Origin of the sequence: Curtobacterium sp. APC 4022 (genome assembly GCF_030407555.1) — a bacterium.
In the GTDB taxonomy this organism is placed as follows: Bacteria; Actinomycetota; Actinomycetes; order Actinomycetales; family Microbacteriaceae; genus Curtobacterium.
In genome coordinates this window covers 32,822-45,914 of sequence record NZ_JASDDD010000023.1, presented here as the reverse complement: position 1 = coordinate 45,914, position 13,093 = coordinate 32,822, and the positions used below count along the sequence as shown (strand labels likewise).

At 69.6% G+C, this 13,093-nt stretch carries 11 protein-coding genes; 7 read left to right on the top strand and 4 right to left on the bottom strand.

Features of this window, described 5'->3' with window-relative positions; genetic code table 11:
- Window positions 1-70: 70 nt before the first annotated feature.
- From QL987_RS09330 to QL987_RS09320, 3 genes are all read left to right on the top strand, one after another.
- A complete protein-coding gene (locus QL987_RS09330) occupies window positions 71-895 on the top strand; it encodes a siderophore-interacting protein (RefSeq protein ID WP_290157350.1) in 825 nt (274 codons plus the stop codon).
- A gap of 103 nt (window positions 896-998) precedes the next feature.
- Entirely contained in the window at window positions 999-1,799 is an 801-nt protein-coding gene (locus QL987_RS09325) for a hypothetical protein (protein ID WP_290157349.1), read from the top strand.
- Window positions 1,800-1,853: 54 nt separating this feature from the next.
- A complete protein-coding gene (locus tag QL987_RS09320; RefSeq protein WP_290157348.1) occupies window positions 1,854-2,237 on the top strand; it encodes a VOC family protein in 384 nt (127 codons plus the stop codon).
- A 111-nt stretch (window positions 2,238-2,348) separates the two neighbouring features.
- Here the strand turns inward: QL987_RS09320 and QL987_RS09315 are convergent, their stop codons facing one another.
- The 3 genes from QL987_RS09315 to QL987_RS09305 all read right to left on the bottom strand — a co-directional run bounded on the left by QL987_RS09315 (window position 2,349) and on the right by QL987_RS09305 (window position 5,683).
- Window positions 2,349-3,263 carry a carbohydrate ABC transporter permease gene (locus QL987_RS09315; RefSeq protein WP_111074787.1) on the bottom strand — a complete coding sequence of 305 codons (915 nt, stop codon included), beginning with the start codon at window positions 3,261-3,263 and terminating at the stop codon, window positions 2,349-2,351.
- 2 nt (window positions 3,264-3,265) lie between these two features.
- Window positions 3,266-4,231, bottom strand: a complete 966-nt coding sequence (locus QL987_RS09310) for a sugar ABC transporter permease (RefSeq protein WP_253464116.1) — start codon at window positions 4,229-4,231, stop codon at window positions 3,266-3,268.
- Between the two features lie 90 nt (window positions 4,232-4,321).
- Entirely contained in the window at window positions 4,322-5,683 is a 1,362-nt protein-coding gene (locus tag QL987_RS09305; protein ID WP_290157345.1) for an extracellular solute-binding protein, read from the bottom strand.
- Window positions 5,684-5,914: 231 nt separating this feature from the next.
- On the opposite strand from QL987_RS09305, the gene QL987_RS09300 reads away from it, so the two are divergent.
- Complete coding sequence (locus tag QL987_RS09300) at window positions 5,915-7,417, top strand: alpha-L-arabinofuranosidase C-terminal domain-containing protein (RefSeq protein ID WP_290157344.1); 1,503 nt, start codon at window positions 5,915-5,917, stop codon at window positions 7,415-7,417.
- Window positions 7,418-8,349: 932 nt separating this feature from the next.
- On the opposite strand, the gene QL987_RS09295 is transcribed toward QL987_RS09300, so the two are convergent.
- The gene (locus QL987_RS09295) at window positions 8,350-9,393 is read right to left on the bottom strand and encodes a LacI family DNA-binding transcriptional regulator (RefSeq protein ID WP_290157343.1); all 1,044 of its coding nucleotides are present in this window, start codon (window positions 9,391-9,393) and stop codon (window positions 8,350-8,352) included.
- Between the two features lie 244 nt (window positions 9,394-9,637).
- On the opposite strand from QL987_RS09295, the gene QL987_RS09290 reads away from it, so the two are divergent.
- The 3 genes from QL987_RS09290 to QL987_RS09280 all read left to right on the top strand — a co-directional run bounded on the left by QL987_RS09290 (window position 9,638) and on the right by QL987_RS09280 (window position 13,032).
- Window positions 9,638-10,585 (top strand): sugar ABC transporter permease, encoded by a 948-nt coding sequence (locus tag QL987_RS09290; RefSeq protein ID WP_111074782.1) that lies wholly within the window; start codon window positions 9,638-9,640, stop codon window positions 10,583-10,585.
- Window positions 10,582-11,544, top strand: a complete 963-nt coding sequence (locus QL987_RS09285; RefSeq protein WP_111074781.1) for a carbohydrate ABC transporter permease — start codon at window positions 10,582-10,584, stop codon at window positions 11,542-11,544. Before QL987_RS09290 ends, QL987_RS09285 begins: the two co-directional genes overlap by 4 nt.
- A gap of 153 nt (window positions 11,545-11,697) precedes the next feature.
- Window positions 11,698-13,032, top strand: a complete 1,335-nt coding sequence (locus QL987_RS09280; protein WP_221852282.1) for a sugar ABC transporter substrate-binding protein — start codon at window positions 11,698-11,700, stop codon at window positions 13,030-13,032.
- Window positions 13,033-13,093 lie beyond the last annotated feature (61 nt).

The window sequence follows — 13,093 nt, the reverse complement described above, 5'->3', positions numbered from 1 at the left end:
GGCGGCGGGCGCGGTCGGGACGGCGAGGGGAGGGGGTGGCACGGAAGCCATATTAGGTTAGCCTTCCCTCATGGCGAAGATCCCGAGGCTGATGCCCGAGAACCCGCGGCTGTTCCGGGCGAGTGTCGTCCGCACCGAACGGCACACCCCGTCGATCCACCGCGTCACCATCGCGAGCGACGAGATCCGCGACTTCCCGTTCCTCGGGTTCGACCACTGGTTCCGCCTGTTCCTGCAGCGCCCCGAGCAGGACGCCTTCGTGATGCCCGAGCTCGACGGTGCCAAGTGGTGGCCGCAGTACCTCCGCATCGCCGAGGACGCCCGACCGCACTGCGCGAACTACACGGTCGCCGGACACCGCCCCGAACTCGGCGAGATGGACATCGACTTCGTGGTGCACACCGGCGCCGACGGCCAGTTCGAGGGCCGGGCTGCGATCTGGGCCTGCGGTGCCCGCCCCGGCGACGAACTCGCGCTCCTCGACCAGGGCTGCATCTTCGACTGCCCGGAGGACGCCAGCGAGGTCGTCATCGCCGCCGAGGAGACCGGGCTGCCCGCCGTCGTCGGCATCGCCCGCTCCCTGCCGCGGGACACCGTCGGCCGCATCATCCAGGAGGTCCCGTCGGCGCTCGACATCCGCGACCTCGACGCCCCCGTCGGCGTCACCGTCACCTGGCTCGTCCGCGGTGACGTCCACGCGGTCCCCGGACGCGCGGCACTCGCCGAACTGCAGCGGCACGTGCCGTCCGACGACCGCGGCTACGCGTTCGTCGTGGGGGAGTCCCGCCTGGCCACCGAGGGGCGCCGCCACCTGCACCGCGCCGGACTGCCGAAGTCGCGCATCACCTTCTCGGGGTTCTGGAAGCACGAGGCCCGCCAGCCCGCGATGGCCTGACCGCACGGGGTTCGCCTGACTGCTCGGATCACCTGACTGCTCGGATCACCTGACTGCTCGGATCGCCTGGCCGCGCGGCGTCCGCCTGTGGCACGCTGTCCGCATGGGGGCACGACGGACGACCGACCCGCGCCGGGGGCGCACCCGACGAGTGAGCCTGGTGGGGGTGGTCCTCACCGCCGTCCTGCTGGTGACCGGCTGCTCCCTGATCCCCGGTGGTGGCTCGGGCAGCGCCGACACGGCGTCGAGCGGTCGTTCCTCCGCCCCCGCGACGACGACCCCGCGTGCGACGCCCACACCGACCCCCACCCCCACGCCGACGACACCGCCGGTCGCCGAGCTCACCGGTGTCACCCTCGACGCGGGGGACGTCGCCGAGGGTGCTCCCGCGACCGTCTCCGGCACCGGCCCCTCGGACATCGCGTTCCGGGTCCGCGGGGACTTCGGCGTCATCGCCGCCCTGGACTGTTCGGGGTGCACCGGTACCGCGACCATCACGGCACCCGGGCGGATGTCGCCGTTCGGCTCCGCTCGGGCACCCCTCAAGGCGTCGTTCGTGACCAGCGTCCTGAAGAACGATCCGGAGCAGCAGATGCTCATCATCGAGGCCGACGGCCCCTGGTCGCTCACGCTGCGCAGCTGGAACGACCTGGCCACCGTGTCCGGGCCGCAGTCCGGCACCGGGCCGGCCGTGCTGTTCTTCTCGGACGACGTCGGGCACGTGAAGGTCGACTACACGCCGGCCAGCGCGGACGACCGCTTCGGCCTCCGGGTGTTCACGACCTCGGACGCCACCCGGATCTACGGCAACACCGAGGCGTTCTCCGAGACCTTCGAGGCTGATCTGCCGGGCATCCTCGCGATCGCCACGAACGGCAAGTGGACCGTCACACCGACACCCTGACCGGTCGGCGGCTCCCCAGGACCCGGTCGGGTGCCCCGCGCGTAGCCTCGCGCCATGAGCTGCCGACTGAGTGAACTGGTCCTCAACTGCGACGACCCCGAGGCCCTGTCCCGCTTCTGGTGCGCCGTCCTCGACTACGTCGAACTCGGCAAGGACGAGGACGGCATCGAGATCGGCCCGGCCTCCGGCTTCGGCGGCGCGACCCCGACGATCATCCTGTCCCGGGTGCCGCACGCGAAGACGCAGCCGCTCCGCCTGCACCTCGACGTCAACCCGGTCGGCCGCGACCAGGACGCCGAGCTGGAGCGACTCCTCGCGCTCGGGGCGCGGCCGGCGGACGTCGGCCAGACCGGTGACGAGTCCTGGCACGTGCTCCAGGACCCGGAGGGCAACGAGTTCTGCCTCCTCCGGTCGCGGCTCGAGCCGCTCGCCGGCTGACGGGCGCTCCATGGGTGCGGACCGCACCCATGACGGACGGGAGGCTCCCCACCAGCTGGTGGGGAGCCTCCCGTCCGTCACGTGGTCCGGATGCGACGTCCGGACCGGGCGTCAGCCCTTGAGGCCGGAGCCGGTGACACCCTCGACGATCTGCCGCTGGAAGATCAGGTAGAGGATGATCAGCGGCAACGCCGCCAGGATCGCACCCGCCTGGATGTCCGCGTAGCGCTGACCGAAGCTGCCCTGGACCGTGGCGAGCCCGACCGGGATCGTCATGAGGTCCGGGTTCGACAGCACGAACAGCGGCAGCAGCAGGTTGTTCCAGACCCCGACGAACGTCAGGATCGTCACCGCGGCGATCACCGGACGCGACAGCGGCAGGATGACCGACCAGTAGATCTTCCAGATGCCGGCGCCGTCGATGCGCGCGGCCTCTTCCAGCTCCTTCGGGATGCCGTCGAAGAACTGCTTGAAGATGAAGACCGCGATCACGGCCGGCACCTGCGGGAAGATCACCGACCAGTAGGTGTTGAGCAGGTTGACCGCGTTGAGCTCCTGGAAGATCGGGATGATCAGGACCTGCGTCGGGATCATGATGCCCAGGATGATGAGCAGGAACGCGATGTTCCGGCCACGGAACACCAGCCGCGACAGTGCGAAGGCCGCCATCGACGCGAAGATCACCGTGAGCACCGCGGTGACGACGCTCGTGACACCGCTGGCCAGGTACCAGTTCCAGATGTCGCCGGACTGGAACAGCGACGCGTAGGAGTGCAGCGTCGGGTTCCAGTTCGACAGGATCGACTTCGCGCCGAGTGCGGCCACGCCGTTGTCGGACAGCGAGGTCTTCAGCGCGAACAGGCTCGGGATGAGCCAGATGATCGCGAACACCGTCAGGACGACGGCCGACGCGATCGTGAAGCCGCGGCCGCTGACGCCGATCTTCGCGGCACTCGTGGGAGCGGCCGACGAGACGCCGGTGCGGAGCTTGGTGCGGCCGGTGGTGATGCTCTCGGTGGCGGTCATGATCAGGCTCCGATCTCACGCTTGGCGGCAGCGCGCTCGACGAGCTGCCGGATGATCGCGATGGCGACGATCACGATGAACAGCAGGACGGACGCGGCCGAGGCGGCGCCGAGTCGGTTGTCGGTGAAGCCGACGCCGGTGATCAGCTGCAGCGAGACCTGGGTCGAGATGCCCGGGCCGCCGTTCGTCATCAGGTACACCTGGTCGAAGATCTTCAGGCTGGCGATGATCTGCAGCAGGATGACGAGCGTCGTCGTTCGGCCGAGCAGCGGCAGGGTGATCGACTTGATCTGCTGCCAGTTCGAGGCCCCGTCGACCGCGGCTGCTTCGTACAGCTCGCGGGGGATCTCCTGCAGGCCGGCCAGGTACAGCACGAAGTTGAAGCCGAGCGTCCACCAGACGGTGGCGATGGCGACACCGATCATCGCCGTGTTCGGGCTGGACAGCATGCCGGAGCCGGGGGTAAGGCCGATCGCCGACTGGATCGTGGCGAACAGGCCGGTGGCCGGCGTGAAGATGAACACCCAGATCAGCGAGATCGTCGCCGACGGCAGGATGAACGGCAGGAAGAACGCCAGGCGGAAGAACCACTGGCCCTTGTTCATGCGGTTCGTCAGCACGGCGAACACGAACGCCAGGACCACCAGCGGCGGGGTCGTGTAGAGCGTGAACTGCAGGGTGTGCCAGAGCGACGACCAGAAGTCGGAGCGCCCGAGCATCTCGGCGTAGTTCGCGAACCCGGCGAAGCTGCCGAGGCCGGTGCGGACGGTCGAGGTGTTGAAGAAGCTCGTGACGATCATCCAGACCGTCGGGCCGAGCAGGAAGGCCACGTAGAACAGGCCGAAGGGGGCGAGGAACAGCCACCCGCTGCGGCCCTGGCCGCGGGTGAGGCTGCTCTTGTAGGTGCGGAGTCGTCGGGGCGCGGTGGCTGCGTCCGTGGGGCGGTCGAGGACAGGTGCTGTGGTCACGTCATCGTGCCTTTCGCGCGGTGTTCACGGTGTTCACGGTGGTCGCGTGCCTGGTCGTGTGCCCGGTCTTCTGCCCGGTCGTGTGCCCGTTCACAGGGGGCTCGGGGTGTTGAGGTAGGTCGCCAGCTGGCTCTTGATCGCGCTGAGCGCCTGCGCGGGACTCGAACTGCCCTGCTGCACGAGCGCCAGCTGCGCGCCGACCGTGCCCTCGAAGGTCGAACCCGATCCGCCGTACCAGGCGGCGTCGTCGAAGACCGCGGTCTCGGCGGCGGCGGCGTAGTTCGACTGCGGCTTGAGCTCCTTGTACTTCGTGCTGTCGAACGTCGGCATGTAGGCCGGGACGTGCCCGCCCTCGGCCCAGGTCAGGCTCTGCTCGAGCATCTGCTTGATGAAGAGCATCGCCGCCTTCTTCTGCTCCGGCGTGCGGTCCTTCTTCGGCAGGATGAAGGTGTGCGAGTCGGCCTGGGTAGCGGGCTTGTCGTAGAGCGTCGGGATCGGCGCCATGCCGAACTTCAGCCCCTTGATGGACTGGGCGGTGCTGATCTCCCATTCGCCCTGCATGAAGAAGCCGGCCTTGCCGTCGAACATCAGCGACTGTGCGGTGGCGTAGTCCAGGGCCTTGTTCATCCAGCCCTGCTTCACCCACTTCTGGGTGCGGTTGGTGACCTCGTTGTAGGCGTCCTCGTTGACGGTGAGCTTCGCGCCGCCGTCGCTGATGAACGGCGTCGCACCGTTGATCTGGTTGTACATCGTCCAGAAGAAGCGCCACGGGGTCGCGGTCTCCGGCACGACGTTCGCGACGTTGAGTGCGGTCCCGCCGGTGACCTTCGACACGGCGGCCAGGGCACTCTCGAACGCGTCCATGCCGTCCAGGTTCTTGAGTTCGCCGTTGCTGTCGAGCAGCCCCGCCTTCCCACACACGTCGACGTTGTAGAACAGCACGAACGGGTGGGTGTCGAGCGGGATCGCGATGTTGGCGCCGTCGGTCTTCTGCGCAGCCCACGCCTTCTGGTTGAAGTCGCTGGCCTTGAGTCCGACGCCGGCCAGGTCGTCCGCCGTGATCGGGTCCAGCAGGTCGCCGTCCCAGAGCGGCTTCGCCCGGGTCAGGTGGGCGATCGCGACGTCCGGCGGCTTGTTCCCGACGGTCGCCAGTGTCAGCTTGGAGTAGTACGGGTTGCCCCAGGCGAAGGTCGTCGCCTGCAGGGACGACGAGCCGCCGTGCTGCTTGGCGTAGCCGTCCTCCATCGTCTGCATGCGGACACCGTCGCCGCCGCCGAAGAGGTTCCAGAAGACGAGCGTCTCGGGGTTGAGGGCACTGCCGGCGAGCCCGGCGGAGAGCGGGCTGGAGCAGGCGGCGAGTGGCAGGACCGTGGCGGCCGCGGCTCCGGCGGCGAGCAGGCTCCTCCGGGTGAAGGTGGACCCGCGGAGGGGTGGGACGGATCGGTTCGGCATGGCATCACTCCATCGGGACGGGCCGAAGCGGGACGGTCATCCGGGGAGGAACGACGTCCCGATCGCGGGGCGTCGGTGCCCCGTGAGCGCTCACATTAGCGCCGCGCCGACGTGCGCACCAGCCCTTCCGTCCCGTGTCGACACCCGATAGCGTTTCCTGCAGGTGAGCGCTCACTTCCGTGACCCTGCGGAACACTCGTGCTCGACGCACAGCCTGATCGAAGGAGATCCATGCCCCGCACACACCTCGTCCTCGACTCCGCGTTCACGGTGGGCCCGGTGCGGCGCCGACTGTTCGGCGGTTTCGTCGAGCACCTCGGCCGCCACGTCTACGACGGCATCCACGAACCCGCCCACGAGTCGGCCGACGAGCACGGCTTCCGCAAGGACGTCATCGAACTCGTCAAGGAGCTCGGCGTCACGACCATCCGCTACCCCGGCGGCAACTTCGTCTCCGGCTACAAGTGGGAGGACGGCGTCGGCCCGGTCGAGCAGCGTCCCCGCCGGCTCGACCTGGCGTGGCACTCGACCGAGACCAACGAGGTCGGCCTGCACGAGTTCCAGCAGTGGCTCGACTCCGTCGGCTCGGAGCTCATGCTCGCCGTGAACCTCGGCACACGTGGGGCCGCCGAGGCCATCGAGCTGCTCGAGTACGCCAACATCCCGGGTGGCACCGCCCGCTCCGAGGAACGCAAGGCGAACGGCCGCGAGGAGCCCTTCGGCATCACCATGTGGTGCCTCGGCAACGAGATGGACGGCCCGTGGCAGCTCGGCCACAAGAACGCCGAGGACTACGGCAAGCTCGCCGCCATGACCGCGAAGGCCATGCGGCAGATCCAGCCCGACCTCGAACTGGTCGCGTGCGGTTCGTCAGGTGCGTCGATGCCGACCTTCGGCGAGTGGGAGCGCACCGTCCTCGAGCACGCCTACGAGGACGTCGACTACATCTCGGCGCACGCCTACTACGAGGAGGACCAGGACCTCACCTCGTTCCTGGCCTCCGGCGCCAACATGGACCACTTCATCAAGACGGTGACGACCGCCGCGGACCACGTGCAGGCGCACAAGGGCTCGGACAAGCGGATCGACATCTCGTTCGACGAGTGGAACGTCTGGTCGATCACGAAGTGGGAAGCCCAGCAGAAGACGTTCACGCTCGACGAGTGGCCGGTCGCCCCGCGCCTCCTGGAGGACGTCTACACCGTCGCCGACGCCGTCGTCCTGGGCGGTCTGCTCATCTCGCTCCTGCGCCACGCGGACCGCGTCGCGTCGGCGTCGATCGCGCAGCTCGTCAACGTGATCGGCCCGATCATGACCGAGCCCGGTGGCGAGGCCTGGCGCCAGACCACGTTCTTCCCGTTCTCGGTCACCTCGCGCCTGGCGCACGGCACGTCGCTCAACGTCGTCGCCTCGGGTGACACGATCGACGGCGGGAAGCACGGCACCGTGCCGGTCGTCGACTCGGCGGCCACGGTCGAGGACGGCCGCGCCGCGGTGTTCCTCGTCAACCGCCACCAGTCCGAGAGCACGACGGTCACGATCGACCTGTCCGGGCTCGACGTCGACGGGGAAGTACACGCGGAGGGCATCTGGGACGATGACCTGCACGCCGTGAACGACCTGTCGAACACCTCCCGCGTCGGCCTGCGGACCAACGAGTCCGTGCGCCGCGAGGGTGACACGATCACGATCGAGCTGCCGCCCGTCTCCTGGACGGCGCTCTCGATCGGGTAGTCGCCTCGGCGCACGCTGCTTGCGGCGAGCGTCGAGTGAGCAGAGGACGCCGGGTCCCTTCGGGGGCTCGGCGTCCTTCTCGTGGTGGCGGGCTGGCCGGCCGCGGGCCGAGCCTCGGCGCGTTTCGCGCTGGGCGACACGGCTCGTGCTGGCTGCCCCGCGGCCTGTCGCTCAGCGCGAGTCTCGTGCGGCCGGGAGGCGCGTGGCGGGCCGGCACCGTGCCTCCCGTCTGCCGAGTCTCGGCTGGGCGGGCACGTTGCGGCCTGCGTGCGGCGCGTTCTGTCCGCGGGGCCGAGCCTCGGCGCGGTTCGCGCTGGGCGACACCGCTCGCGGCCGCTGCCGCGCGGGCTGTCGCCGGGCGCGAGTCTCGTGCGGCCGGGAGGCGCGTGGCGGGCCGGCACCGTGTCTCCCGGGGCCGAGCCTCGGCTGGGCGGGCATGTTGCGGTGTGCGTGCGGCGCGTTCTGTCCGCGGGGCCGAGCCTCGGCGCGGTTCGCGCTGGGCGACACCGCTCGGGGCGGCCGCCCCGCGGCCTGTCGCCGGGGGCGAGTCTCGTGCGGCCGGGAGGCGCGTGGCGGGCCGGCACCGTGCCTCCCGGGGCCGAGCCTCGGCTGGGCGGACATGGTGCGGCGTGCGCGCGGCGAGTTCTGTCCGCGGGGCCGAGCCTCGGCACGGTTCGCGCTGGGCGACACCGCTCGCGGCCGCTGCCGCGCGGCCTGTCGCCGGGGGCGAGTCTCGTGCGGCCGGGAGGCGCGTGGCGTGTTGGCACCGTGCCTCCCGTCTGCCGAGCCTCGGCTGGCGTGCGTGCGGCGCGTCGGGCCGAGCCTCGGCGCGTTTCGCGCTGGGCGGCACCGCTCGTGGCACCCGCCCCGCGGCCTGTCGCTCAGCGCGAATCTCGCGCAGCGCAGCGCAGCCGCGCCGCCCCCGCCCGCCGCTACCGCGCCGGCGGCGCCGCCGTGCTCGCGCGCACGACGAGCCGCACCGGCACGAGGTCCGTCGCCGCCGTGGCGGCACCGCCCTCGATCTGCGTCAGGAGAGTGGCGACCGCGCGGCGCCCGACCTCGTCGAAGGACTGGTGCACCGTGGTCAGCGGCGGCCAGAACGAGTCGGACTCGGGGGAGTCGTCGAAGCCCACGACACTGAGCGAGGACGGCACGGCGCGACCGAGTTCGTGGCAGGCGCGGAGGACACCGAGCGCGGTCTGGTCGTTCGCGGCGAACACCGCGGTGATCTCGGGGCGCCGGGCGATCTCGAGGCCGGCCTGGTAGCCGGACTCGGTGCTCCACTCGCCGCCGAGCACCGGCGGGACCGGGCGTCCGGCGGCGGTGAGGGTCGCGCTCCAGGCTGCCTGCCGCCGGGCCGCCGAGTACGAGGACGCCGGTCCGGCCACGTGCCAGACGGTGTCGTGACCGAGGTCGAGCAGGTGCTGGGTCGCCAGGCGGGCGCCGTCGGCCTGGTCGGTGTCGATCGCCGGGTGCTCGGTGGTGCCGGTGGAGTCGACGACGACCATCGGGACGCCGTCGGGCAGTTCGACCTCGGCGGTGTCGATGACGTGCGACTCGATGATGATGACGACACCGTCGACGGCCTGTTCGTGCAGGCGGGAGAACGCGGACCGGACGCCCTCCTCGGTGCGGGAGGCCATCGGCAGCAGCGTGATGGTGAAGTCGGCGACCCCCGCTGCGTCGGCGATCGCCTCGAGCGTGCGCATGTTGCCGTACGAGGCGAGCGTGAACATGATCACGCCGATGGTGCGGAAGCGTCCGGAGCGCAGCGCCCGGGCGGCGCGGTTCGGCCGGTAGCCGAGGTCGGCCATCGCCTGCTGGACGCGGGTGCGGGTCTCGGGGCTGACGTTGTCGAACCCGCGGGCCACGCGGGAGACGGTCTGCATCGAGACCCCGGCGGCGTCGGCCACGGCAGCGAGCGACGGCGCGCGGCGGGGGACTGCGGTGGCGTCGGTGGTCGTCGAGATGGTCACACGCCCCCTTCCATGCGGACGATGTGGGGCCGGGACGGGTGCGCAGCCGGGGCAGGGCACCGGTTCGCGGCCGGTGGACCGGCGTCGGTGCGCGGCCACTCCTGCTGACGCTAGCGCATGTTGACGTTGCCATGCTATGGTCACCACCGTTCGATGTTGACGTCAACATCAGCGCCGGTCGCAGCACGACCACCAGCGCTGAGAGTCCCGTCGACGTCAGCCCGGAACACGACGAAGGAGTCACATGAGCACGCTCACCGCGCGGAGCCCCGAGGCCGCGCCGCGACGCACGGGCACCACGCCCGCACCGCGTCGCCGTGGGAAGCCGCGGGGTCGCATGACCGGCTGGCTGTTCGTCGGCCCGTTCGTCGCCGTCCTCGTGCTGATGCTCATCGTGCCGATCGGGTACGCGCTCTGGCTCAGCCTGTTCCGCGACCAGCTCATCGGTGGCAACCAGTTCGTCTGGTTCGCCAACTACGTGCAGCTCTTCCAGGACGCCAAGTTCTGGTCCGGCTTCGGCCGCGTCGCGATCTTCCTGGTCGTCCAGGTGCCGATCATGCTCGGCCTGGCCCTCGTCGCCGCCCTGGCCCTCGACAGCGCCCGCCTCTGGGGCACCGGGTTCTTCCGCATCGCGGTGTTCCTGCCCTACGCGGTCCCCGGTGTCGTCGCCGCCCTGATCTGGGGCTTCATCTACGGCAACCAGTTCGGCCTGACCGGAGCCGCGAACGACGCCATGGGCATCGACCTGCTCCAGCCGTTCAGCCCGAGCTGGGTCCTGACGAGCATCGGCAACGTGGTCACGTGGGAGTTCCTCGGCTACAACATGCTGATCTTCTACGCCGCCCTCCGCACCGTGCCGGGTGACCTGTACGAAGCAGCCGAGCTCGACGGCGCCGGCCCGATGCGCACCGTCTTCTCGATCAAGCTCCCGGCCCTCCGCGGCCCGATGGTCATCGCCACGATCTTCTCGATCATCGGCAGCTTCCAGCTCTTCAACGAGCCGAACCTGCTGAAGACCCTCGCCCCGAACGTCATCGGCAGTGCCTTCACGCCGAACATGTACGCCTACTCGCTGTCCTTCAGCGGCCAGCAGTTCAACTACTCCGCCACCGTCGCGATCGTGATGGGCGTCATCACCGCCGTCATCGCCTACGTCGTGCAGGTCCGCGGCACCCGACAGGAGAACCGATGAGCACCCTGCAGGGTCCCGCCCCCCTCACCGTCACCGAGGCGACCACGACGCAGGGTGACCCGCGCGACCGCCGCACCCGCGCCTCCCGGAAGGCGGCCAAGCCCGTCGACGGACGCAAGGTGAAGCGCTCCGGTCTCCTGACCGCGGTCATGGTCGTCTTCGTCGTCTACTCGTTCGCACCGCTCTTCTACCTGCTGGTCAACAGCACGAAGACGCAGTCGTCGCTGCTGTCGACGTTCGGCCTCTGGTTCGGCGGGAAGTTCAACCTCTGGCAGAACATCGTCGACACGCTGACCTACAACGACGGCATCTTCGTCCAGTGGCTCGGCAACACGCTGCTCTACGTCGTCGTCGGTGCGGGTGGCGCGACGCTGCTCGCGACCGTCGCCGGCTACGGCATGGCGAAGTTCCAGTTCCCCGGCCGCCGCGCCGTGTTCGCCATCGTCCTCGGTGCGATCGCCGTTCCCGGCACCGCTCTGGCGGTCCCGACGTTCCTGCTCTTCTCGCAGGTCGGCCTGACGAACACCCCGTGGTCGATCATCCTGCCGTCCCTGATCAGCCCGTTCGGCATGTACCTCATCTGGACCTACGCGGTCGAGGCGATCCCCACCGAACTCATCGAGGCCGCCCGCATGGACGGCGCCGGCGAGTTCCGGATCTTCTTCACCATCGCGCTGAAGCTCCTGGCGCCCGGTGTCGTCACGGTCCTGCTGTTCGCGGTCGTCGCCACCTGGAACAACTACTTCCTGCCGCTCATCATGCTGAGCGACCCGAAGTGGTACCCGCTGACCGTCGGCCTGAACCAGTGGAACGCGCAGGCCACCGGCTCCGGTGCGCAGCCGATCTACAACCTCGTCGTCACCGGCTCGCTCCTCACGATCATCCCGATCGTGGTCGCGTTCCTCTTCCTCCAGCGCTTCTGGCAGTCCGGCCTCGCGGCCGGCTCCGTCAAGGCCTGATCCCGCCCTCCGGCCCCGGTCAGCAGCACCGGACCCCGGCCGGGAGGCACGGAGCGGCCCCGCAACGGACCGCACCGACCAGTCCCACCACCAGCAACCAGCAGTCCCTCCACGAAGAAGCACCTTCTTCACGATGAAGTGAAAGGCACCACCATGCAGAAGCGTCTCCGGCGCGGGCTCAGCGCCCTCGCCATCGGCGTCACCGCCGCGATGGCCCTCGCCGCCTGCGCGTCCGGCGGCTCCGGCTCCGGCGGCTCGGCCTCCGACATCGACAAGGCCCTCGACCAGGGCGGCACGCTGACCTACTGGTCGTGGACCCCCTCCGCGAAGGACCAGGTCGCCGCGTTCGAGAAGGCCTACCCCAAGGTGAAGGTCAAGCTCGTCAACGCCGGCACCGGCGCCGACCAGTACACCAAGCTGCAGAACACCGTGAAGGCCGGCTCGGGCGCTCCCGACGTCGCCCAGGTCGAGTACTACGCGCTGCCGCAGTTCGCCCTGTCCGAGTCGCTGCTCAACCTGTCCGACTACGGCTTCGGCGACCTGAAGAGCAAGTTCGCCGCGAGCACCTGGAAGTCGGTCTCGATGGACGGCAAGGTCTACGGCCTGCCGCAGGACTCCGGCCCCATGGCCATGTTCTACAACGAGAAGGTCTTCAACCAGTACGACATCGCCGTGCCGAAGACCTGGGACGAGTACGTCGCAGCCGCCAAGAAGCTGCACGAAGCGGACCCCGAGAAGTACCTGGCCGCCGACTCCGGCGACGCGGGCTTCACCACCAGCATGATCGCCCAGGCCGGCGGCACCCCGTTCACCACCGACGGTGACAAGGTGACCATCAACCTGCAGGACGCCGGCACGAAGAAGTGGACCAAGACCTGGAACGAGCTCGTCGAGCAGGGTCTGCTGGCGAAGACCGTCGGCTGGACCGACGACTGGTACAAGCAGCTCGGCAACGGCCAGATCGCCACGCTGATCACCGGCGCCTGGATGCCCGGCAACCTCGAGGCCAGCGTCGCCGACGCCAAGGGTGACTGGCGCGTCGCCCCGATGCCGACCTACGACGGCCAGACCGCGGCCACCGCGAACAACGGCGGCAGCGCCGAGGTCGTCATGAAGCAGTCGAAGAACCCGGCCCTCGCCGCTGGCTTCCTCAAGTGGCTGAACTCGTCGAAGGCCTCCACCAAGGTCTTCATGGAGTCCGGCGGGTTCCCGTCGACCACCGCCGACCTCGAGTCGTCCGCGTTCCTCGACGAGAAGCCGGACTACTTCGGTGGCCAGCAGATCAACAAGGTGCTCGTCGACGCGTCCAAGGCGTCGGACAACGACTTCACCTACCTGCCGTACCAGGTGTACGCCAACAGCGTCTACGCCGACACCGTCGGGCAGTCGTACGAGAAGGGCACGTCGCTCGAGTCGGGTCTGTCGGCCTGGCAGGACGCCCTGGCGAAGTACGGCAAGCAGCAGGGCTTCACGGTCTCGACCAAGTAGTCCCACCACATCGACGCGGCCGTGCGGGTTCTCCGCACGGCCGCGTTCCCACGAGACGCGT

What these genes read in the sequence shown, in the direction of transcription:
- QL987_RS09330 (WP_290157350.1), top strand. Translation starts at nt 71, where the DNA reads ATGGCGAAGATCCCGAGGCTGATGCCCGAGAACCCGCGGCTGTTCCGG.
- QL987_RS09325 (WP_290157349.1), top strand. Translation starts at nt 999, where the DNA reads ATGGGGGCACGACGGACGACCGACCCGCGCCGGGGGCGCACCCGACGA.
- QL987_RS09320 (WP_290157348.1), top strand. Translation starts at nt 1,854, where the DNA reads ATGAGCTGCCGACTGAGTGAACTGGTCCTCAACTGCGACGACCCCGAG.
- QL987_RS09315 (WP_111074787.1), bottom strand. Translation starts at nt 3,263, where the DNA reads ATGACCGCCACCGAGAGCATCACCACCGGCCGCACCAAGCTCCGCACC.
- QL987_RS09305 (WP_290157345.1), bottom strand. Translation starts at nt 5,683, where the DNA reads ATGCCGAACCGATCCGTCCCACCCCTCCGCGGGTCCACCTTCACCCGG.
- QL987_RS09300 (WP_290157344.1), top strand. Translation starts at nt 5,915, where the DNA reads ATGCCCCGCACACACCTCGTCCTCGACTCCGCGTTCACGGTGGGCCCG.
- QL987_RS09290 (WP_111074782.1), top strand. Translation starts at nt 9,638, where the DNA reads ATGAGCACGCTCACCGCGCGGAGCCCCGAGGCCGCGCCGCGACGCACG.
- QL987_RS09285 (WP_111074781.1), top strand. Translation starts at nt 10,582, where the DNA reads ATGAGCACCCTGCAGGGTCCCGCCCCCCTCACCGTCACCGAGGCGACC.
- QL987_RS09280 (WP_221852282.1), top strand. Translation starts at nt 11,698, where the DNA reads ATGCAGAAGCGTCTCCGGCGCGGGCTCAGCGCCCTCGCCATCGGCGTC.